At 41.4% G+C, this 20,414-nt stretch carries 17 protein-coding genes; 13 read left to right on the top strand and 4 right to left on the bottom strand.

From position 1 onward, the window contains the following. Nucleotides 1–33 precede the first annotated feature (33 nt). From BLR84_RS05060 to BLR84_RS05045, 4 genes are all read left to right on the top strand, one after another. Nucleotides 34–1,788, top strand: a complete 1,755-nt coding sequence (locus tag BLR84_RS05060; RefSeq protein WP_090465204.1) for a phospholipase D-like domain-containing protein — start codon at nucleotides 34–36, stop codon at nucleotides 1,786–1,788. A 261-nt stretch (nucleotides 1,789–2,049) separates the two neighbouring features. Beyond that, nucleotides 2,050–3,423: a right-handed parallel beta-helix repeat-containing protein gene (locus tag BLR84_RS05055; protein ID WP_090465201.1), complete on the top strand. Its 1,374-nt coding sequence runs from the start codon at nucleotides 2,050–2,052 to the stop codon at nucleotides 3,421–3,423. 208 nt (nucleotides 3,424–3,631) lie between these two features. Beyond that, entirely contained in the window at nucleotides 3,632–4,108 is a 477-nt protein-coding gene (locus tag BLR84_RS05050) for a hypothetical protein (protein WP_143013829.1), read from the top strand. 156 nt (nucleotides 4,109–4,264) lie between these two features. Next, nucleotides 4,265–4,738 (top strand): YybH family protein, encoded by a 474-nt coding sequence (locus tag BLR84_RS05045; RefSeq protein WP_176851952.1) that lies wholly within the window; start codon nucleotides 4,265–4,267, stop codon nucleotides 4,736–4,738. Between the two features lie 362 nt (nucleotides 4,739–5,100). Here the strand turns inward: BLR84_RS05045 and BLR84_RS05040 are convergent, their stop codons facing one another. Both BLR84_RS05040 and BLR84_RS05035 read right to left on the bottom strand, forming a co-directional pair. Beyond that, the gene (locus tag BLR84_RS05040) at nucleotides 5,101–5,694 is read right to left on the bottom strand and encodes a dihydrofolate reductase family protein (protein ID WP_090465192.1); all 594 of its coding nucleotides are present in this window, start codon (nucleotides 5,692–5,694) and stop codon (nucleotides 5,101–5,103) included. Nucleotides 5,695–5,792: 98 nt separating this feature from the next. Continuing rightward, complete coding sequence (locus BLR84_RS05035; RefSeq protein ID WP_090465190.1) at nucleotides 5,793–6,668, bottom strand: alpha/beta fold hydrolase; 876 nt, start codon at nucleotides 6,666–6,668, stop codon at nucleotides 5,793–5,795. A 281-nt stretch (nucleotides 6,669–6,949) separates the two neighbouring features. On the opposite strand from BLR84_RS05035, the gene BLR84_RS05030 reads away from it, so the two are divergent. The 9 genes from BLR84_RS05030 to BLR84_RS04990 all read left to right on the top strand — a co-directional run bounded on the left by BLR84_RS05030 (nucleotide 6,950) and on the right by BLR84_RS04990 (nucleotide 17,422). Next, a complete protein-coding gene (locus BLR84_RS05030) occupies nucleotides 6,950–7,930 on the top strand; it encodes a GlxA family transcriptional regulator (RefSeq protein ID WP_090465188.1) in 981 nt (326 codons plus the stop codon). A 23-nt stretch (nucleotides 7,931–7,953) separates the two neighbouring features. Next, complete coding sequence (locus tag BLR84_RS05025; RefSeq protein WP_090465185.1) at nucleotides 7,954–8,745, top strand: helix-turn-helix domain-containing protein; 792 nt, start codon at nucleotides 7,954–7,956, stop codon at nucleotides 8,743–8,745. Nucleotides 8,746–8,906: 161 nt separating this feature from the next. Continuing rightward, complete coding sequence (locus BLR84_RS05020; protein WP_090465183.1) at nucleotides 8,907–9,755, top strand: carboxylesterase family protein; 849 nt, start codon at nucleotides 8,907–8,909, stop codon at nucleotides 9,753–9,755. Nucleotides 9,756–10,108: 353 nt separating this feature from the next. Beyond that, nucleotides 10,109–10,957 carry an ABC transporter ATP-binding protein gene (locus BLR84_RS05015; protein WP_090465181.1) on the top strand — a complete coding sequence of 283 codons (849 nt, stop codon included), beginning with the start codon at nucleotides 10,109–10,111 and terminating at the stop codon, nucleotides 10,955–10,957. Next, complete coding sequence (locus tag BLR84_RS05010; RefSeq protein WP_143013828.1) at nucleotides 10,950–11,720, top strand: hypothetical protein; 771 nt, start codon at nucleotides 10,950–10,952, stop codon at nucleotides 11,718–11,720. The genes BLR84_RS05015 and BLR84_RS05010 overlap by 8 nt, the downstream gene beginning before the upstream one ends. 11 nt (nucleotides 11,721–11,731) lie before the next feature. Further along, nucleotides 11,732–12,136: a GntR family transcriptional regulator gene (locus BLR84_RS05005; RefSeq protein WP_090465177.1), complete on the top strand. Its 405-nt coding sequence runs from the start codon at nucleotides 11,732–11,734 to the stop codon at nucleotides 12,134–12,136. Further along, nucleotides 12,123–12,866: a hypothetical protein gene (locus tag BLR84_RS05000; protein ID WP_090465174.1), complete on the top strand. Its 744-nt coding sequence runs from the start codon at nucleotides 12,123–12,125 to the stop codon at nucleotides 12,864–12,866. The genes BLR84_RS05005 and BLR84_RS05000 overlap by 14 nt, the downstream gene beginning before the upstream one ends. After that, a complete protein-coding gene (locus tag BLR84_RS04995; RefSeq protein ID WP_090465172.1) occupies nucleotides 12,863–13,750 on the top strand; it encodes an ABC transporter ATP-binding protein in 888 nt (295 codons plus the stop codon). Before BLR84_RS05000 ends, BLR84_RS04995 begins: the two co-directional genes overlap by 4 nt. A gap of 21 nt (nucleotides 13,751–13,771) precedes the next feature. Continuing rightward, nucleotides 13,772–17,422 carry a hypothetical protein gene (locus BLR84_RS04990; protein ID WP_090465170.1) on the top strand — a complete coding sequence of 1,217 codons (3,651 nt, stop codon included), beginning with the start codon at nucleotides 13,772–13,774 and terminating at the stop codon, nucleotides 17,420–17,422. Between the two features lie 514 nt (nucleotides 17,423–17,936). Here BLR84_RS04990 and BLR84_RS04985 read toward each other — a convergent pair. Both BLR84_RS04985 and BLR84_RS04980 read right to left on the bottom strand, forming a co-directional pair. Next, the gene (locus tag BLR84_RS04985; protein WP_255366858.1) at nucleotides 17,937–19,100 is read right to left on the bottom strand and encodes a glycoside hydrolase family 43 protein; all 1,164 of its coding nucleotides are present in this window, start codon (nucleotides 19,098–19,100) and stop codon (nucleotides 17,937–17,939) included. After that, on the bottom strand, nucleotides 19,073–20,401 hold the full coding sequence (locus tag BLR84_RS04980) for a BNR repeat-containing protein (protein WP_090465843.1): 1,329 nt from the start codon (nucleotides 20,399–20,401) through the stop codon (nucleotides 19,073–19,075). Before BLR84_RS04980 ends, BLR84_RS04985 begins: the two co-directional genes overlap by 28 nt. Between the last annotated feature and the right edge of the window lie 13 nt (nucleotides 20,402–20,414).

Below are 20,414 nucleotides of genomic sequence, written 5' to 3'. Positions count from 1 at the left end.
ATCAAAACATTAAATACCTAAACCCTCACACTTATGGCAACTTTACCTCCTTTTGAAGTTTATGGCACCAATGTGTCTGCACCTTTTACCCTGAAAATATTCCGCGGAGAAGGCATGGTCCTACTGGGTATGGACTGGCGCGACGGCGAACCTCCGGCTAATTTCGTAGGCTTTGCTATCGAATATAAAGAGCCCAAGGGCGCAAAATTTTTCCCGCTGAATAACCGGTTATCTTTTTTGGACAATAAAGGAAACGTAAACCCCAATGTCCTGTCAACGCGTTTGTCACCGATACAGAAGTTTCGCTGGATACATTTTCCGTACCACCCTAATCTTGAAGGGGATTATATTTACCGGGTGATACCGGTGTATATGGATACCGATGATAAGCTGAGTTACGGAGAATACCAGGAAGCCGGTATCGCCATCCAGGGTGAAACATATCCGGGTGTGCTGAACATCGCGTTCACGCGGGGTTTTGTAGCTTCCCAGGCGTTTAGCCAGCGGTTTAACAAGGATGGACAGGCGGCAAATATCCTGCCGGGTGATAACGACGATCCGCTGACCTATGTATCGCCGAACGCTTTAGCGACGGAAGCATTGGAGTGGATGGGTTTTGAAGCGCGTAAAACGATCAGTGATATCCTGGATGCTGCCGTTAAAGACACCACGGCACAAGTCAGGGTAACAGCTTATGACCTGAATTTGCCGGAAATGGTCGGAAAACTCGAAAAGCTCGGCAAACGACTGAAGATCATCATTGACAATTCAGCGAGTTCACCCCTCAAGCCTAACGATCACGGGTCACCAACGTCTGCTGAAACTGCTGCCGAAAAACGGCTGGTAATTTCTGCTGGCAGGGCAAATGTACAACGCCAGCGATGTGGTAACTTACAGCATAACAAAACCATTGCAGTTATAGGCAACGACATACAGGTAGCTTTTGGCGGGTCGACCAATTTTTCATGGCGAGGTTTTTTCGTGCAAAACAATAACCTGGCAGTAGTTTATGGCAAAGACCAGGCAGGCCTGTTTTTTACGGATTTCGACAACCTATTCGCACATCCTGACGATCCGGCCGGCTTTGGCAAAACAAGTTCAGCCAGTTGGACAGACCTGAAATTAAACGGCGTTAAGGCCAGCATCGCTTTTTCCCCGCATAGTAAAAGCAATAGCTGCCTGCAGGGCATAGCCGATACGATCAACCGCACGGGATCGAGCCTGTTATTTTCGCTGGCTTTTTTATACCAGACTAAGGGAGTGATCCAGGATGCGATCAAGAAGATCACCCAAACACCCGGCAGCTTTGTTTATGGTATATCTGATAAAAGTGTTGGTGGGTTGGATGTCAAAATCCCTGATGGGAACCTGCCCATAGCCTTCCCGTCGGCCCTGGTTAATAATGTGCCGCAACCTTACCTGCCGGAAACTGCGGGTGGTAATGGTATCCGGATGCACCACAAATTTGTAGTGATCGATTTTGACCTGCCATCAGCTAAGGTTTATCTGGGTTCATATAATTTTTCTATCGCGGCTGATCGTAATAATGGCGAGAATCTCTGGCTGATCGAAGACCGGCGGGTTGCGGTTGCTTATATGATCGAAGCCGTTTCGATGTTTGACCATTACGAATGGCGCGATGCGGTTCAAAAAGCGAAAAAATCAACCGGAGGGCGTTTGTTTCTCAAAAAACCTCCGTTGAACACTGCGGAATTACCCTGGTGGAAAGAAGATTATACGGACAAGCAAAAAGCAGCTGATCGGATCCTGTTTTCTAAAGTATCCTAACAATGCGATCCTCCATCAAGCCTGCTGATTGTTGATCAGCAGGCTTTTTTGTATTTTGTAGACCCCGTGCTGTATTAATAGGTAAACCCCATTATCTATAAGGAAGTCTATAAAGGTTAAAAACATGAATTAATTTTTACGGGGCCAAGTAACAATATACCGAAAGCCTCGTATAATAAGCTACTTTACCAGGCCCGTGAAGCTTGCTATATGATAACGCATTGAATCCAATACTTTTTTTCGACCTCCCCTAATTTATACATGAAAAATAAAAATCACCTGATCCGCATAATAGCCGGTGCGCTGGTTATATCATCCTTTGCGATGTGTACCAAAAGCAAAATTGAAAAGTCGGCAAGCGCAACTTCGAATACAGAATCTGTAAATCTGCAAACAGAGGCCGTTTCTACCTTTACCTATACTGTTAAGCCTTCGGAATGGATGGTTGATGGCACTAATATACCCGCGGGGGCTACTATATTTATACCCACGGGAACAAGGGGGTCTTTGCTGTTTAAAAATCTTAAAGGAACAGCAGCAGCTCCTATTACTATTACTAATCAGGGTGGTAAAGCAATTATCTCTACATCCGTTACTGCTTCATACGCTTTTAAGACACAAAACTGTAGCTATTTTAAAGTAATAGGCAAAGGGACTTCGTCAATTAAGAATGGGTTGGCTATAATTGGTGGAAACATCGGTATGACAATGGATGATCTGAGCTCAGATTTTGAGATTGCCGGGGTTGAAGTTTGTAACAGCGGTTTTGCTGGTATTATGGCAAAAACAGACCCATCCTGTAATGCAGCAACATGGCGTGGTCATTTTACCATGAAAAATGTAATTATCCACAATAATTATGTTCATAAAACGGGTGGTGAAGGATTTTATATAGGCAATTCTTTTTATGCAGACGGGGTATCACTTTCATGCGGCACGGTTTTACCTCACGATGTAGTAAACGCTAAAATATACGCTAACTTTGTCGATTCTACCGGTTCTGAGGGTATTCAGGTTGGCTGCGCTGTTTCAGGATGCGAGGTCTACAATAATATGGTTATAAACCCTGGAATGAACCCTTTTTCGGCATACCAGGATAACGGTATACAAATAGGCGAAGGAACCGGAGGCAGGTGTTATAATAACCTGATCGCCAATGCACCTGGTAACGGCATTATTGTTCTTGGCCTCGGGAACAACCAGGTGTTTAATAACTATATTTTAAATTCAAAGAGCTATGGCATTTTTGCCGATTCAAGATATACGCCAGGCCTCTACTTTCAGTTTATTAATAATGCCATCATCTCTTCTAAACTGGGCGGTATCAAATTAAATTCAGAAACTATACCAATGAATACCGTTATCAATAACGTTATTGTGCAATCGGGAGGTGCAAGCCTTGCCATCATCAGAAAGAGCAGCAGTGTTAAACTTACAGCCTTAAATAATTATATAACTAACGATGTAAATAATATAAAATATGTAAATTATAATGGAGGCGATTTCCATTTATTATCGTCATCTCCCCTTATTAGGGCGGGACAAAACACTACCGCTTATGGTGTAAGTTTTGATTATTTTAGTACTCCACGCCCTCCTGTCAGTGCTTTTGATATAGGCGCTGCTAAATATTGAGCATGACTGGTGTTCCGGATCATAAAAAGCCTGATAATTGCCAGGCTTTTTTGTTTTTGTCTCCTCAGAATGCACTTCTGGTTAGCCGTTGAAAATAACCCGCTAACCATTGAATTAATTTTACCGCCTCCATAAATTATCAAAACTTTGTTTTATAATAATTAACAAAGCGATGCAAATCAAATTGGGGATCATCAGTATTCTTCTGATGATAAATACATTAAATATACAGGCCCAAAACGCGATTACTCCGACTACCGTACCAGCCATGGCCAGTTTCCTCGAGGGTTCCTGGCAAGGAGAAGGGGAATTCACTAACGGCCGAAAGATCGCGGCAAAAGCCACCTTCCATTTATCGCTCGACAGTTGCTGGCTCAGCTATACACACGAAGACAGGCTTCCCAATACCTACAAGGCCCTGTCTATGTGGAGTATTGACCGGTCAAAACCCAGTTTTTCAGCTACCATTTTCGATAACTTTCGTGGCAACCGTACATTCGTTGGAATTAACACTAATCCGGATTTGATCATCCTCTCCCGCAAAGACGAAACCAAGCCGCAGCAAACTTTCGAACGCTTCCGATACATGCTTATAGACAAAAACCATTTCCAAATGAGCTACGAACGGAGCCTGGATGGGCAGAGTTGGAAAACCATCGACACATTGCTGTTTAAAAGAGAATAAATAGGATCGCTTTTTAATGGATTATTCTGAATGAAAACAATTTTTTAACTGTATCTCTGTATAGGTTTAGTCAATAAGCGGGTACGAACTCTATATCAACGACTTATGATTAGCCCACAGAAAACCGTTTTATTTTATAAACAAATCTTAAACATCATGACAAACAAAAGCTGGCTGCTCACATTAACCATTTTTTACCTATTATTTTCAGGAGGCCAACAAGCCCTTGCACAAAACGCCGATATCGGCAAGGTTAAAGCTGCCTTGACCAGCGTTAACACCAACTATGGTCAAGCATTTGCAAAAGGGGATTCTTCTTTATTTTTAAACAGCTATACAGCTGATGCTTGCCTGCTCCCGGCTAATTCACCGACAATTTGCGGTCAACAAGGTCAATTGGCTTTTTTTAAATTCGCCTACCGTTCAGGCGTGCGTAACATCATATTTAACACCCTCGACCTGTATGGCCTTACCGATGAATATGTCACCGAACAAGGAAACTATGAGATGTTCGGGGCGAACAATAATACCTTGGGTAAAGGGAAATACCTCGTTCTTTGGAAAAAGACAAGCGGGGGCTGGAAAATGTTCCGCGACATGTTCAATAGCAATACTCCTGCCGTGCGATAATGCTTTGATCTCTTCCTTTTGCTGGCGCACGCTTGCCGCGTGTGAATCCGCCGCTACCGCATACGTTCCACTTGTGGTAAATAGAACATAAATATAACGTCAAGCTTAACCAAAACGATTCTGTGATGGCAAATGAAAAGTGTAAACCCAACTACGGTGTTAGGTTTACACTTCTTATAAGAATATTTATCTGATTATCAATTAAATATATGAATATCAACCATAAATTGTGTAAACCATGTAAACCCACTTTTTAGGTCCCCTCAGGGTCTCTCGCGGAGGACCCTGAGTTACAGACTTTCTATGGGCATCCTCAGGGTCCTTTCAGTAGATTCCGGGGGGAATGAAATTATTGCACGCTCTTAAGCGCCAATAGTACCTGTTTGGACATTTCCGCTTCGTGCGTAATTGGCAAAAATAACGCCGCTTGGTGTAACATGGCTCTCTGTTAATTTAAATGCCGCCGGAACCGCTTCGTTGTTAAACAACTTTTTCCCTTTACCAAGAAGCACCGGATATATTTTAAGCCAGAGTTCGTCCGCCAAATCATGCTTCAGCAGTAACTGAACGAGCTCGCTGCTACCCCAAACTTTGATGTCGGACCCTTCTGAATTTTTGAGCTTTTCGATATCTGCCACGCTTGTAAGGAACACCGAGTTTTCCCAACCTGACTCTTTCATGGTGTTGGATATGACGTATTTGGTGACATCATTGATGCCCGGCCAATAGTCGGCATGCGCTGGCCAGTAGGAGGCAAAAATATCAAATGTTTTTCTGCCCAGAAGAATATCAGTAGGTTCCATCTGTTTTTGCATCACCTTGCCAGAAACTTCGTCCTCATAAGGTGCAGACCAACCGCCATATTTAAAGCCGTCTGATGGATCTTCCTCAGGTCCGCCCGGTGCTTGCATTACTCCATCTAATGTCATAAATGTTAAAACAATTATCTTTCTCATAGTAGTTTAATTGAAATTGTTGCCTTGTCGTTCATTTTTTATTTAATGGTTCGAAAGTATTTATCGAAGCATCTTTTTAATCCCAGATACGATTATACTTACTTTAAAAAGCCATTCAGATAACCTAATATGGTGTTAGTTTGCATCATTAGGCCAACATGGCTCTGCGAAGGAACAATGGCCAAATGCGATTTTGGCATCGGTGCCAGATCAGCAGATACACCACCTCCCAGTAATTGATACGTTTTCGCCAACTCCACTTTATCCAGGCCATCATTGTCGCCTGAGATGATCAATACCGGTGCAGAAATTTTCGCAATATTGGAGTCACCCAAGTCGAATGGCTCTCCGGCAAAAGCGATCATTTGTTCTAAGAACTTTGTCCATTTTGTTTTGTCGGGTGCTACCGCATCATATGCTGCTTTCATCGGGCTATTCGCAAACATTTCAGGCTTCATACCTTTAAACGCGTTAGCTATTTCGGGCCTCCAACCAGTACTTTTATAAGTAGAAGAGATGATCACTAATTTTCTTAACCGTTTAGGGCTTTGTATAGCAAACTGGTAAGCCACAGAGCCGCCAAAACTATATCCTACCACATCGGCACTGTCAACCTTCAGGTGATCCATTACTCCTGCCACATCACTGGCTAAAATAGCATGTGATAATTTTCTGTCTGAAAACGGCGTGTGTCCATGTCCCTGCAATTCAATGGCAATTACTTTTCTTGTTTTTGACAATTCAGGTATTAATTGCCCCCAGTTCCCCTCAATGGTCATAAAAGCACCATGCAGTAAAACGATAGGCCTACCCTCACCATACACTTCGTAATAAACCTTAGTTCCATTAACAGGTACGTAGCCACTGTCGGCAGGTTTACTTTGTTGCCCCTTTGATTGAGATGCTGCAAACATCATGATTGCCATTAGTAGTATTGATTTAAGAGGATTAGGTGTTTTGAATAAATTTTTCATGTCGATATTTAAATTTAGTTTGAAACTTATTGACAATACAAAGTTGGGATTTACTTCAGGATCTGGGGCTGTGTAAAAACGACAACTTAGAGGGTAAATTCCGCCAAAACATATTTATCTTTAGGAAAAGAAAATATAACAATGAAACCATCATGAGCTACAGTTCACAAACATGAATGAAAAATACAGCTCATGATAGCTTCATTACCATTAAAAAACCAAACTGTGCAGCACTTATGAGTACTATTAAAAAAACAACTTATTAACGAATAATTATTCCAATGAAAAAAGTGTCTGTTTATGTGCCGGAAAATGCGGCCATTGAGGCCGTAACCCCGCCCTACCGTTTGTTTAAAACAGCCAATGATTTTTTAAAAGCATTTGATAAAAAACCTTTATTTGATGTGGAATATGTAGGCTTAAAAAATTATATAGCTACCAATGATGGCGAATACTCCGTAAAAATAGACCGGCTAATAAAAGACATTCAGGAAACTGATCTGATCATAATACCAGCCATTTATGGAGAAATTGATACAGCGATAAAAGCAAATGAGAAAGTAATTCCCTGGATAAAAAAAATGCACCAAAATGGCAGCGAGGTCGCAAGTTTATGCATAGGGGCTTTCCTGTTAGGAGAAACCGGCCTGGTAAATGGTAAGCGATGCTCTACTCATTGGGCTTATTATAATCAGTTTCGTGATATGTTCCCGGAAATAAATATTGTAGAGGGTTCTGTTATTACTGATGAAGGTAAAATTTATTCGAGTGGCGGCGCAAATTCGATATGGAATTTGCTGCTTTATATATTAGAAAAATACACCGATCGAAATACCGCTATTTTGGCCGCCAAATATTTTGCCATAGATATAGATCGGAACAGTCAGGGTGCTTTTACAATTTTCACCGGACAGAAAGCCCACAATGATAAGGAGATTTTACAAACACAAAACTATATCGAAAAAAGCTATCAGGATAAATTAACTATTAATGGCCTTGCAGATAAAGTAGACATTAGCCAAAGGACCTTTGAAAGAAGATTTAAACTGGCTACCAATAATACGCCTGTTGAATATGTACAAAGGGTAAGAATTGAAGCCGCCAAACGCAGTTTTGAAAGCTCAAGAAAAAATGTATCGGAAGTTATGTTTGATGTTGGTTATAGTGATATGAAAGCATTCAGGGATGTATTCAAAAGGGTTACTGGAATTACGCCAATTGAATACAGAAATAAGTATAGTAAAGTGGCAGTAGAAAATTGATATTTTGATTTATTCAGATTTAAATGCAAGCATTAGGAAAAGGAACGTATACCGGAGATATAATGACAATGGTAGGTGACGATGACGTCATTGCCAGCATTACATGTTACCAAAAAAGTAACTTTAATAAAGAGCGACATTGTCATGATAATACCAATATCAGTTTTGTTATTCATGGCGGCTGCAAATTAAAAAAGAAAGACACCAGTGAGTTACTCCCCGGCAGACTGACATTTAATTATGCGGGTGAATATCACGAGGTAATGAATGTAGCGGATAATTCCAGGCATGTTAATATCGAAATCGAACAGCATTTCTACGAACGTTATTTAACTTCTGAAAACAGCATTTCTGTCCTGACAAAAAAACCAGACTTTATATTTTTAATGCTGAAAATCTATAAAGAACTAGTTACAGACGATCAATTTTCCTCGCCTTCCATACATTTGTTGTTATTTAACTTGTTAGCTCATTCCGAAAAACTGGCTAATACATCTGCACTACCTTCCTGGGTTAAAAAAATAGAAGAACTATTGCATGACGACTGGAACGAAACCATAACGCTGCACGATATGGCTACTATTATAGGTGTTCACCCTGTAACTATATCAAAATATTTTCCGAGGTATTTTTCCTGTACATTGGGCGAATACATGCGTAAATTAAAAATTGAAAAATCGCTTTCGCTTATAAAATCCCCTGGTAATTCGCTTACCAGTGTTGCTTATGCATGTGGCTTTTTTGATCAAAGCCATTTTACACGCACCTTCAAGGAAGTGACCGGATTTTTACCGGCGCAATATCAGAAATTGTAACTCGTTCAGGCATCAGGCTAATCTCATCCTATTTTAAGGCTGCGCCCCTTCGTAGCTTTAGTTCTTAATTTCCAAATTAATGCAAACACCATTGTTACACCCAGGCAAAATATATACGCTACAAATGTGTCATCTGGTTTAAACAAAAGATTCAATAAACGATGAAAACAAGATTTAAAATTTCGACCACGGGAAATACATTGATCAAGGGTATCCTGGTAGTTTTGGCATTGTTGATAAGTCCTCATTTCTGCCAGGCGCAGGATTTCCATCTATATCAAAAAGCGCTATTTATTCAGGGCAAAGACACGCTGCGTTACCGGATATTATATCCTGAAAACTATGACTCCAAAAAACCATACCCTTTAATTGTTTACTTGCATGGTGCAGGCTTTAGGGGGAATGATAATGAACGGCAACTCGGCGGAAGTGCTCCGTATTACGGAGCCGGCAAAGATTTTTTAAAGGATCGGTTCCGGAAAAAATTTCCTGCGCTTGTAGTTTTTCCGCAATGTCCTGCAGACAGTATGTGGTTCAAAAACCCTCCGGGGCCGCCCTACGATACAACAGCAGCATTTAACCATCAGATGAACACCCTGGCCCTTTCAACACCGGAACGGATGGTAAAACTTTTAATGGACAGTTTGGCTAAACATAAAATCGCAGACAGAAAAAGAATTTACCTGGGCGGCACTTCGCTTGGCGGCTTTGGCGCTTACGATCTGGTCATCCATTATCCTGGTTATTTTGCGGCTGCTTTTCCTATATGCGGACAGGCTAACGTAGAGCTATATCCAAAAAGGGCTGTCAACGTTCCCGTGTGGATCTTTCACGGTGCGGTCGATGACATTATTAACCCATGGCCAGATAGGAGCCTGATAAAAGCATTGCGACAAAGCGGTGCAAAAAATGCGAAATATACGGAATACCCAGGCTTAAAACATGACATTGAAGCCAAGGTATTTGCTGAACCGGATTTGTTCCCATGGCTATTTTCATTTAAAAAATAAGGTATAGTAAATAATAATAGGCTACAATCTTGATTAAAAACTGCCACTAACACTGGGTTTTATGCAAGTTGGGCTTGGCAATAAAATTTCTGCTATTTACAAATCTCAGTTTCGGTTCGGTCAGACGAATAACTATCAGCTTTTGTTCTTAAATCTATCCCCAGCGGCTTCTGATACATTGCCTTCCAAGAAACGATATCAGAACAACATAGATTAAAAAAAGAAGAATTTCAAGCTAAATGTGATGTAAAGAAGTTCAAGGGATATAATTGTAAAATAATTTCATCATAAGATTTGATTTATAAATTCTTTTCTTACATTTGACTGTACTACTTAACTAATACACTAAAACAATGATTCAAATAAACAATTTGAATTTCAGTTATGACCGCAAACGCTCTTTGTTTAAGGACCTTAGCCTAAACCTTAGTGCCGGTCATATTTATGGGTTGCTCGGAAAAAACGGGGCAGGTAAATCAACCTTATTAAAAAACATTGCAGGATTGGCATTTCCCGCGTCGGGCAAATGTATGATCAATGGTGTGGAAAGTGCAAAAAGATCTGTGTCTGTTTTACAGGAGCTTTATTTTATTGCCGAAGAGGTTCATGTACCAGTGCTAACACCAGCGCAATTCCTTAAACGTACGGCAGGCTTTTATCCCAAATTCAGCACCATTGATTTTTATGGTTACCTGAAAACTTTGGATATTGACGATGCTTTACCGATGAGCAAAATGTCATATGGGCAACAAAAGAAAACAGTTATAGCTTTCGGGCTGGCCACCAATACAGGCGCACTTATCATGGATGAACCTACCAACGGTCTGGATATCCCATCGAAAGTGCAATTCAGGAAACTGATAGCATCCGTGCTGAACGATGACAGATGTATTGTGATATCAACCCACCAGGTACGCGATCTGGACAGCCTCATTGATACCGTATTGATACTGGACGATCACCGGATAGTGATTGAACAATCAGTTGATGAACTTACCGAAAAATTAATTTTTGGTGTGTTTAACGATACAGATGGTTTGCCTGTATTGTATGAAGAAGACTCGTTTAAAGGCAAATATGCCATATTAGAAAACACCGCAGGAAAGTTCAGCAAAATGGATCTTGAGCTGCTTTTTAACGCTGCTACAAGTGGCAATACTAAATTGTTAAATACACTAAAGCCATCTGCCTATCATGAATAATTTTTTCAGCTTTAATCGTTTTTCGCGACTACTCATTAAGCACAGCGCTGAGCATTATCGAACTTATTTAATGTCGATTAGTGTTTTGGCCGGTGTAATGGTATTAGGCGGCTCATTTATATTTTACATGATTCCCGGACCTATGGATGCCGGCTTTCAAACCGCGTTGTTTGCAATACTCATGCTCATTGCCGGCAGTGTTTTCACCAGTACTATTTTTGCCGATATGGGCGATAAAAGAAAAGCCATACCGGCTTTGAGTCTGCCTGCGTCTACATTTGAAAAATACCTGGTAGGCTGGTTTTACTCTTACCCTTTGTTCATGATCGTATATACGACTGTATTTTATATCGTTCTGCTTGGCCTCATCAGCATAAAACACTGGCCTGGGCATAACAGCGAAATCTTCAGCATTTTTCAGGACAGATTTTCGATATTAATTATTCTTTTTTCGCTGCTGCATGCTATTAGCATGTATGGCGCAATCGTTTTTGAAAAACTGCATTTTATTAAAATTGCCTTTTGCTTTTTTATAAGCTATGCATTCCTTATTATTTGTAATACGTTCTTTTTGCGATCCATTATGGGGCGTAATATATTTCCGGCTACACCGTTCGGCTTCCTGAATTTTACGGAGGGCCATAACTTTTACTCTCTTAGCGTCGGTTACGAACAAACGCTTTGGATTTTTGCATCCTTATCGATAGTGATATTGCTATTCTGGATAGCTACTTATTTCAGGCTTAAGGAAAAACAGGCTTAAAGGAACACGAAATGGAATTTAAGGATAACGAAGCGATATACCTCCAGATAGCTGCTTTTGTGTGCGATCAGATCTTGATGGGCAAATGGCCCGCCGATCAGAAAATACCATCGGTGCGCGATATGGCTGTTGAACTGGAAGTAAACCCTAACACGGTTATGCGTTCATACGAGTTTTTGCAGGGCCTGGAAATAATTTACAATAAACGCGGACTTGGTTTGTTTGTTGCCACCGATGGCTTTGTTAAAGTTAAGGCATATCGTAAAGAGAGTTTTGTACGCCAAAACCTGCCAGAGCTATTTAAGAACATGTACCTGCTTGATATTTCAATAAAAGAGATCAGCGAACAATACACACAATTTCAAAACAACCAGGCCGCCATAACACCTAAACATAATCAGGATGAAAACAAGTAATAAATTTTTAACAGCCGCCATAACCCTGCTCCTGCTATCGGTTGTCTTATACGATTTTCAGCTCAGGGCCGAATATAAAAAGGGAGATTTCAGAAATCCATATGGCAACTTTATCAAGTTAAATTTAAGTGGCTTTAAGGTGATCAATCTCAAATCATCTACCGCTATAAACATGATAGTTGTGAAAGGACCTTTTAAGGTACTTGCCGATCCGGATGCTATTGAATATGCTAAAATAAACCAGCATGGAGATACCTTAAATGTGGAAGCACATTTCAAATCCAATTATCATAACGTGCGATCATCCTACGTCATGTATGTTTCATGTCCTGAACTCCACGCCTTTATTGCCGATGCCCGTTATACAGCAGGCGAAAACCAGGTGATAGATACACTTGCTGCTGAAGATTTTAAATGGCGTTCAACCATTATAAGTGGTTTTACAAGCAACCATTTAAAAATAACACAGGACCATGCCAGTAACATCCTACTCCAAAATAATAGCATAGGTACCCTAGATGCCGTAACGGGTATAACTAATGGCAGCGCATCAAATCTTACCCTCGGTAAGGGTAATCATATCGGCAAAGCCCAGCTTGATATCAGGAACAAGAGTCGTTTATGGATCAGGGAGGCTGGCGATACGCAATTCAATTACCATATAGCCGATAGTGCCAAACTTATTGTAAATGGTGCATCGCAAAATATTTTAAAACTTAAACAGCCATGAAATTAATTATCGATTCTCTTTCAAAAACCTATGCCAATGGTGTGCATGCGTTAAAAAACGTATCGCTCACACTATCAAATGGCATGTTTGGTTTGCTTGGGCCTAACGGAGCAGGTAAATCATCACTGATGCGTACCATAGCAACTTTACAGGAGGCTGATTCAGGAAGTGTGTTTCTTGACGACCTTAATGTATTGAAAAACAAAACGCAGGTGCGGCAGTTGCTGGGGTATTTACCACAGGAGTTTGGCGTTTATCCCAAAATATCGGCCGAGCGTATGCTAGATCATATAGCTCAGCTAAAGGGTGTGGGCAATCATGCCGAACGAAAAGACCTGGTACAGGGCTTGCTTGAAAAAGTTAACCTGTTCAAAGATCGTAAAAAACACCTCGGCACATATTCCGGCGGGATGAAGCAGCGCTTTGGCATAGCGCAGGCACTTATTGGCGATCCCAAACTGATTATCGTCGATGAACCCACAGCAGGGCTTGACCCGGCCGAACGTAATCGCTTTTACAACTTATTGAGCCAACTGGGCGAAAATACCATCGTTATCCTATCAACTCATATTGTTGAGGATGTAAGTACGCTTTGCGCCAACTTTGCCATTATTTGCCAGGGTGAAGTACTTTACGCCGGCGATCCTGAAACTGCAGTAAATGAATTGAACGGAAAGATCTATTCCAAAGCTATCGATCGCTCGGAGATCAAATATTACCGCGATGTTTATAATGTGATATCTACCCAACTTAAAACGGGCAAGCTCCATATCAGGATATTACAGGAAACCGGGCTACAGGATGGCTTTGTTCCCGCCACCCCCAATCTCGAAGATGTGTACTTCAGCAACATCGCCAAACGGGTTGATGTAAATACCATGTAAACACTTAAAAAACAATAACTTATGTTCTTGAAAATATTTCTGTTCGAGATCCAGAATAGGGTCCGCAGGCCAGCCTTTTACCTGTATTTTTTCGCAGTATTGCTTTTTACCGTGTTCGCATTTTCTACAGGCGCTTTGCCGGTAGCCGAAAAAGAGCATATCAATTCGCCTTTTTTAATAACGTTTTGGTGTGCGGGTATCACCATGATGATGATGCTTATCAGCTCATCCGTTATGGGTTCGGCAATTTACCGCGATATTGAATATCAAACCAAAGATTATTACCTCACCTACCCTATTACCAAGCCCGGCTATTTCTGGGGCAGATACCTGGGTTCGTTTGTTTTTATGCTCGTTATAGCGCTGGCTATTTTACTCGGCATATATCTCGGCACCATTATAGGCCCACTTATTGGTAAAACAGATCGCGCTCAATATGGGCCAAACCACCTGTTATATTACTTATATCCATTTTTCACCATCGCGTTACCAAACCTGTTCTTTACCTCATCGTTGTTCTTTGGCCTGGTAGCCATAACCCGCAATGTGAAGGTGATCTATTTTGGCGGTATCCTTTTGTTCCTGTTTTATTTTATCGCCCTATTCTTCCTCAACCATACAAACAATACAACGGTTATCGGCATATCGGATCCATTTGGAATGAACGGCGTTCGGTATCAAATGAACAATGCAACAGCCACCGAACAAAACAATAACCTGATCCTGATCAGTGGCCCTATGGCCATTAACAGGATCATTTGGCCCGGATTGGGACTTGTCATCCTGCTGTTTACCTACGTCCGCTTTAATTTTGAAAAATTCTTTAGCGGCAAGCGCGATAAAGCCACCATTGATGATATAAATACAAAGGCAACCAATAAGGCGATTAAAATACCTGCGGTGAGTTTCGCCGGTAAATATGAACGACGGGTTTTATCAAACCTTGTAAAGCTGGAGCTATTAAACATCATCCGCGACAATTACTTCTGGATCATTGTAGGCAGTGGCAGTATCTTTCTGGGTTTTGTATTTTGGCTGGGCGAAAGAAATTACGGTGTACAAGATCTGCCCCGAACTGTAATGCTTTTAAGTATCTTTAATGATGCTTTCCCGTTCTTCATCTTCTTTATTATCATGTTTTATACCGGCGAAACGCTGCAACGCGACCGGCTTACCCGCTATGCCTTTATCAACGATTCGTTACCACCACCAAACTGGGTATTGAACGGTTCAAAACTGATCCCTTTACTCGTTATTGGCGCCGGCCTGTCGTTTATCCCTTTTGTTATCGGTGTAATTGTACAGCTTGCTAAAGGATATACAGCGCTCCATTTAGGTACATACTTTAGTTATATTTTCATTATCCTATTACCAAAGCTACTACTGATCGTTGTGTTTTGTTACCTGGTACATGTTATCATCAACAATAAATTTGCTGCTTACGCGGTAGGTGTCACCTTATGGATAGGTTTTTTCTTTCTGGAACTTACCGGCATGTTCAATTACCATCTATTGCTGTATTCCTACACACCAAACACAGGCATTTCGGATATGGACGGTATGGGGCACATGATTGGGCCAATAAGCTGGTTTAACCTTTACTGGCTTTTAGGGGGTGGAGTACTGATCATTGTGGCTGCATTGTTTTATTACCGTGGTGTAAGCTCATCATTTAAAGAACGGTTACAACTGATACCTGAACGGTTCAATAAAAAAACGAAGCTATTTGCAGCGGTTCTCATCCCTATGTTCTTAATAGTAGGCGCATATATCTATTATAATGTAAGTTACCTAAATAATTATTTAAGCAAAGATGAGCAGGAAGACCGTGCTATTATTTATGAAAAAGTCTTAAAAAAATATCAGTCGCTGCCATTGCCCAAGGTAACCCGCATAAAAATGAAAGTTGATATTTTCCCAGATAAACAACAGGAATTTGTAAAAGCCCAGGTCACTATAACAAACAAAACAGATAAGCCCATTTCAAAAATGCTGCTTGATGCCGATGGCCTGAATTATTTCATAGCCGTTAATGGGAAACCAGTTCCATTCACAAATCCGCTATTTTATTCGCGGGGATTTTTTAACTGGTTTAGGCCGAAGCAGGATACAGCCGATTTTAGATTATACCAATTGAGGGAGTCGCTTGCACCCGGGGATTCGGTTGTTTTGGAGGTTAATTCGTCGGTTACCCATACTGGCTTCACCAACGGACTTTATTCAGTTAACCTGTTGCATAACGGTACCTTCTTTACAGGCGGCCTACCTGGTTTGGGCTATGACGACGATGATGAGGTTGGTAGTCCATACGTTCGTAAAAAGGCAGGTTTACCACCCAAAACAGCAGAAAGTGAAATACCTCAAAATGATCCAATTGGTATTAAAACCCTAAAAGCCGGAAAATCTGCTGACCTGCTAAGTCTTGATGTTACGGTAAGCACTTCTGGTGACCAATCTGTTGTAACTCACGGCGAGCTGGTAAAACAATGGAAACAGAGTGGTCGCAACTATTTTCATTACATTCAGGATAAGCCGGGTATGTATGTGCCTTTCGGTATTATTTCGGCCCGGTTTGCCGATAGCCGTGATAGTATCATGCTCGACCATAAAATATATATTGACGTTTATCATCACCCGGAACATAACGAAAATACCGCCCGCTTTATAGACGCTTATAAAGAAGGGCTTAAATATTATAGCTCCGTTTATGGGCCATATCCATTCAAAAACATCCGGCTTGCGGAAACCTCTACTTATGGTCCGCGTGAATCTTCAACTACCATACTTGATACCTATGCCGAGTATAATAGCTGGAACGCGCATTTCACTAATCCAAATGAGTTTGATTACCTGTACTTTACCACTACTCGTAATCTTGCCCAACAGTGGTGGCGTTTCCAGGTAGCTCCAAACAATACCGTAGGCTCATTGGTGATACCAGAAGGTCTTGCCAATTACGATGCATTGGTAATGGCCGAAAAAAAATATGGAAAAGCCAACATGCGGGCCATTGTGCTCGACCAGTTATGGTATTATCTTTTTGTAAGGCGCAGGCTGGAAGAAAGGGAGCATTCGCTGATCAGGGCCAACCAATGGTTTGAGTGGAGCGGCAAAGCAAGCGTGGCCATGTACGGTTTACGTAATCTCATTGGCGAAGACAGCCTGAACAATGCCCTCCGTGAGTTTAAAAACGCTTATGCATTTAAAAGCCAGCCGCCTTTTGCAGGTGCAAATAACCTTTATCATTACCTGCAAAAACATGTTCCGGATTCTTTGCAGTATTACATGACCGATACCTGGCAAAAAGTGACGCTTTATGACAGCAAGGTTAACACCGTAACAGCTACAAAAATAGCCGGCAAGAACGAGTATAAAGTAACCCTGAAAGTAAATATTAACAAAGTTTGGATAGATAGCAAAGGTAACGACGTGCCGGCATTAAAGATGAATGATTACATCGATATTGGAATCTTCGCAGCGGATACAAAGGATAAAAACGGACGGAATCGCGCCAATCTACTCTATCTCCAAAAATACAAATTAACCCGGGGCAATCACCAACTGACCATTATAACTAAAGGCAAACCAAACGCCGTTGGAGTTGACCCATTTGGTACGCTGATAGACAGAAACCCAAATGATAATATGAAGACAATTGACCAGATTAACTGATATGATTGGCGTGGAGGCATATAATAGTGTTCTTCCACGGCAATCAAAACACCTGCAAACATTTATTTTATATTATTGCCTATGGACTGTATTTTAACCAGACTCATCAATAATTACCCGAATGCCAGTACCATAATAAAGCCAGGCTAAGACTACGATGGGTCGGTGTCAAACGGTTATCTGTTTTTGCTTTGATACCAAATTATATAAGAACTGATCTTTAATTATGCCGGAGCATTTTGAATGGCTCTTTCGGCCAGATAGGTTTCGGAAAGGTTTTAATGCAAGTTCAACAGAATGTAGCTTAAGGGATTAGGCCGGTAAATGAAAACTATAAAACCCTTGCTTTAAACGGCAAGGGCTTTAATAATAAACTTCAATCGGATATGTTTCTTGGGGTTAATGTCAAAATAAACGCTCAGGATCAAATGAAAACGGGCCTTATAAGAATAAGACCTATACAGCTAATTAATTGTTGTCATAAAAGATTACGACGACTTTTAAACTTTTCATATTACTTTTTAAATGTATCCAAATTCCAGCTATTTATCCAGTTTATCTCTATATCATTACCTTTGAAACTAATGGGTAGCCACAAATATCGGCCATCAATAGCATCCTTCGGCGTCCATTTATCGGCCATGAAAATGAAAGCATCTTTTTTGCCGGCAACGGGTAAAACATATGTGCTTTGACCACCATAAGTACTATCACTGCCGGGGCCCTTACAGGGATTGTCATGATATGTCCAGGGTCCCCATATATTTGGTGCCGAAAACCACCGTGCGGCATTGGGGTCCCAACCTGTACAACCTGAACCAATCATATAATATATACCGTTACGTTTAAATAAAGCTGGGGCCTCTGTTTGGTGCCCTGCATATACCCTGATAAATTTACCTGTATGCCCGGTATAATCGTCGGTCAGCTCGGCCAGATCCAATGTAAAATTCTCTTCGGACGAAAAAATATGGTAAGCTTTGCCATTATCATCAACAAAAACGGTCATATCGCGTGCCATTTGCCCGCCTGGCAGATCACGGCAAAAAAAACTGTCACTTTTATTAGTCGGGCTGGCACAATTCACCTTCTCGCTTTCTAAAGCAGTAGCCGGGTAAAAAGGCATCTGTGCGGGATTGGGGCGGTAGCTTTTTATAAACTGGTAAGGGCCCGTTACTTTATCGCTTATGGCAACACCCGCACGTGCAGCGCTGTAGCCTTTGTTCAACAGTTCCAGATGAAACCACATCACATATTTTTTGGTGAGTTTATTATAAACCACCTTAGGGCGCTCCAGTATACAGCCTTTGGCAATATCGTTTTGAAGATCATCAGAGACATGCAATGCAATACCCTCATCTTTCCAGTTATAAAGATCTTTTGAAGAATAACAATGCACACCAACCATAGCCCTGTTACCTGCACCTCCAGCAATTTTGTGTTCCCCAAACCAATAGTAAGTTCCTTTTTGGTAAAGTATCCCACCACCATGTGCGTTAATATGTACGCCTTTATTATCAGGCCATAACTGCCCGGGGTGAAATTCTTTTTGCTGGGCCCTGCTATATTGGCCAATACCTATCATTACCACCATCAATAAGAGGGCTAACGGTTTTCGTTTTTTATAAAAAGCTGCTATCATACTAAAGTTTATCTTATCCGTTTGGTGGGTTTCCATTCCAATACCTGTACCAGTTGAGGCGGAATATTGGCCCGACCCTCGCCATCAATCTGTACTACTTTTTGTACAAACAGATCAAGTACTTTATTATTCTGCCATAGCGTTGTATCGTATGTTGGTTCCCAGGCCCCAACATTTGCTGCCGACAAATCACTTACCTGCCATTTATTGCTATTCAGATCATTGGTTATGGCTACAGAAACCTTGTCGCCGCGTTCTGCATCACGAAAAATAAGAGCTGCTGCCATCCACTTGCCCTGGTTCCAGGCAACGATCTGCGGGCGCGATATGGGGATGTTTTTTGTTCCTCCCCCACCAAGATTAAAAGCTGTTTTACGAAAACCCAGGTTACTTACCTGCCATTTACCAGCGTTGTTATAAACCAAATGATACTGAGGTACGGTTTGCCCTTCTTCGCGCCAGTAAGTGGCAATAAAAGGATTACCCTCATCATCCGCAAACATGGATGTTTGGTTAATCAGTTCGCTTTTTTGAGGTATTTTACAGGCGTACTCAGCCGAAGCCGCTGTTATGGGTAAAACATATTTCTCGCCAGTCGATCTTTCCCAGGTAAGTCCGCCATCAGTTGAGCGGGCGTAGCACATATCATGATTGCTGGCTACATCGGGGCTTTCGCGCCATACCCACGACAGGTGTATAGTACCTCGCTTATCAATAACCATTTGCCAATAAGCGTTACGGCCGCCCTCGCCATCAATTAAACCATCCTGTACCCTACTCCATTTTTTAGTTGTTGTGCTGTAGCGATTCAGCATGAGGTTGCCGTTACCCGAAGCACCATCACGGTAAAGAAATAACAGGTCGCCACCGGGTAGTTTATAAAATTCGGGATAGGATACTTTGTTTTCTTTATCGCCGGTCATCACTTTTTTTGCTGACAGTTCAAGACTGCCCGGCGATGTACCCACAGCATAGTTTAAGGGTTGGTTATGATGGCCCCAGGTCACATGGAGATAACCGGCTCCATCAACCATGATACAGATGGCTTTATGCGCATCGGTGGCGTCGCCTTGATAGGGTGTGCGCAGAATTTGCCATTGATTAAAACCACTTGGTCTTTTGGCCAGTACCACAAACTGATCATTATCATAATAGGCTGCATACTGTGTGCCTTTATAAGTAACCAGCGAATTTTTACGAAAAATAACCGTGTTAACCGAGTTATTTGCCCAACCCATACCTATGGTTGTGGTTTTAACAGCAATAAGTTGTGCGTAACCTGGCAGTATATGGTATAAAACAACCAAAAGAAGCAAACAGCATTTACGTATAATCATCAAAGGCCTCATC

The organism is Mucilaginibacter sp. OK268, from assembly GCF_900103125.1.
Classification (GTDB): Bacteria; Bacteroidota; Bacteroidia; order Sphingobacteriales; family Sphingobacteriaceae; genus Mucilaginibacter.
Note: the sequence above shows the minus strand (reverse complement) of the source record. Positions and strands in the feature narration are given on the sequence as shown.

Coding starts and splice junctions, on each gene's coding strand:
- BLR84_RS05060 (WP_090465204.1), top strand. CDS start 34: ATGGCAACTTTACCTCCTTTTGAAGTTTATGGCACCAATGTGTCTGCA.
- BLR84_RS05055 (WP_090465201.1), top strand. CDS start 2,050: ATGAAAAATAAAAATCACCTGATCCGCATAATAGCCGGTGCGCTGGTT.
- BLR84_RS05050 (WP_143013829.1), top strand. CDS start 3,632: ATGATAAATACATTAAATATACAGGCCCAAAACGCGATTACTCCGACT.
- BLR84_RS05045 (WP_176851952.1), top strand. CDS start 4,265: ATGACAAACAAAAGCTGGCTGCTCACATTAACCATTTTTTACCTATTA.
- BLR84_RS05040 (WP_090465192.1), bottom strand. CDS start 5,694: ATGAGAAAGATAATTGTTTTAACATTTATGACATTAGATGGAGTAATG.
- BLR84_RS05035 (WP_090465190.1), bottom strand. CDS start 6,668: ATGAAAAATTTATTCAAAACACCTAATCCTCTTAAATCAATACTACTA.
- BLR84_RS05030 (WP_090465188.1), top strand. CDS start 6,950: ATGAAAAAAGTGTCTGTTTATGTGCCGGAAAATGCGGCCATTGAGGCC.
- BLR84_RS05025 (WP_090465185.1), top strand. CDS start 7,954: ATGCAAGCATTAGGAAAAGGAACGTATACCGGAGATATAATGACAATG.
- BLR84_RS05020 (WP_090465183.1), top strand. CDS start 8,907: ATGAAAACAAGATTTAAAATTTCGACCACGGGAAATACATTGATCAAG.
- BLR84_RS05015 (WP_090465181.1), top strand. CDS start 10,109: ATGATTCAAATAAACAATTTGAATTTCAGTTATGACCGCAAACGCTCT.
- BLR84_RS05010 (WP_143013828.1), top strand. CDS start 10,950: ATGAATAATTTTTTCAGCTTTAATCGTTTTTCGCGACTACTCATTAAG.
- BLR84_RS05005 (WP_090465177.1), top strand. CDS start 11,732: ATGGAATTTAAGGATAACGAAGCGATATACCTCCAGATAGCTGCTTTT.
- BLR84_RS05000 (WP_090465174.1), top strand. CDS start 12,123: ATGAAAACAAGTAATAAATTTTTAACAGCCGCCATAACCCTGCTCCTG.
- BLR84_RS04995 (WP_090465172.1), top strand. CDS start 12,863: ATGAAATTAATTATCGATTCTCTTTCAAAAACCTATGCCAATGGTGTG.
- BLR84_RS04990 (WP_090465170.1), top strand. CDS start 13,772: ATGTTCTTGAAAATATTTCTGTTCGAGATCCAGAATAGGGTCCGCAGG.
- BLR84_RS04985 (WP_255366858.1), bottom strand. CDS start 19,100: ATGGAAACCCACCAAACGGATAAGATAAACTTTAGTATGATAGCAGCT.
- BLR84_RS04980 (WP_090465843.1), bottom strand. CDS start 20,401: ATGATTATACGTAAATGCTGTTTGCTTCTTTTGGTTGTTTTATACCAT.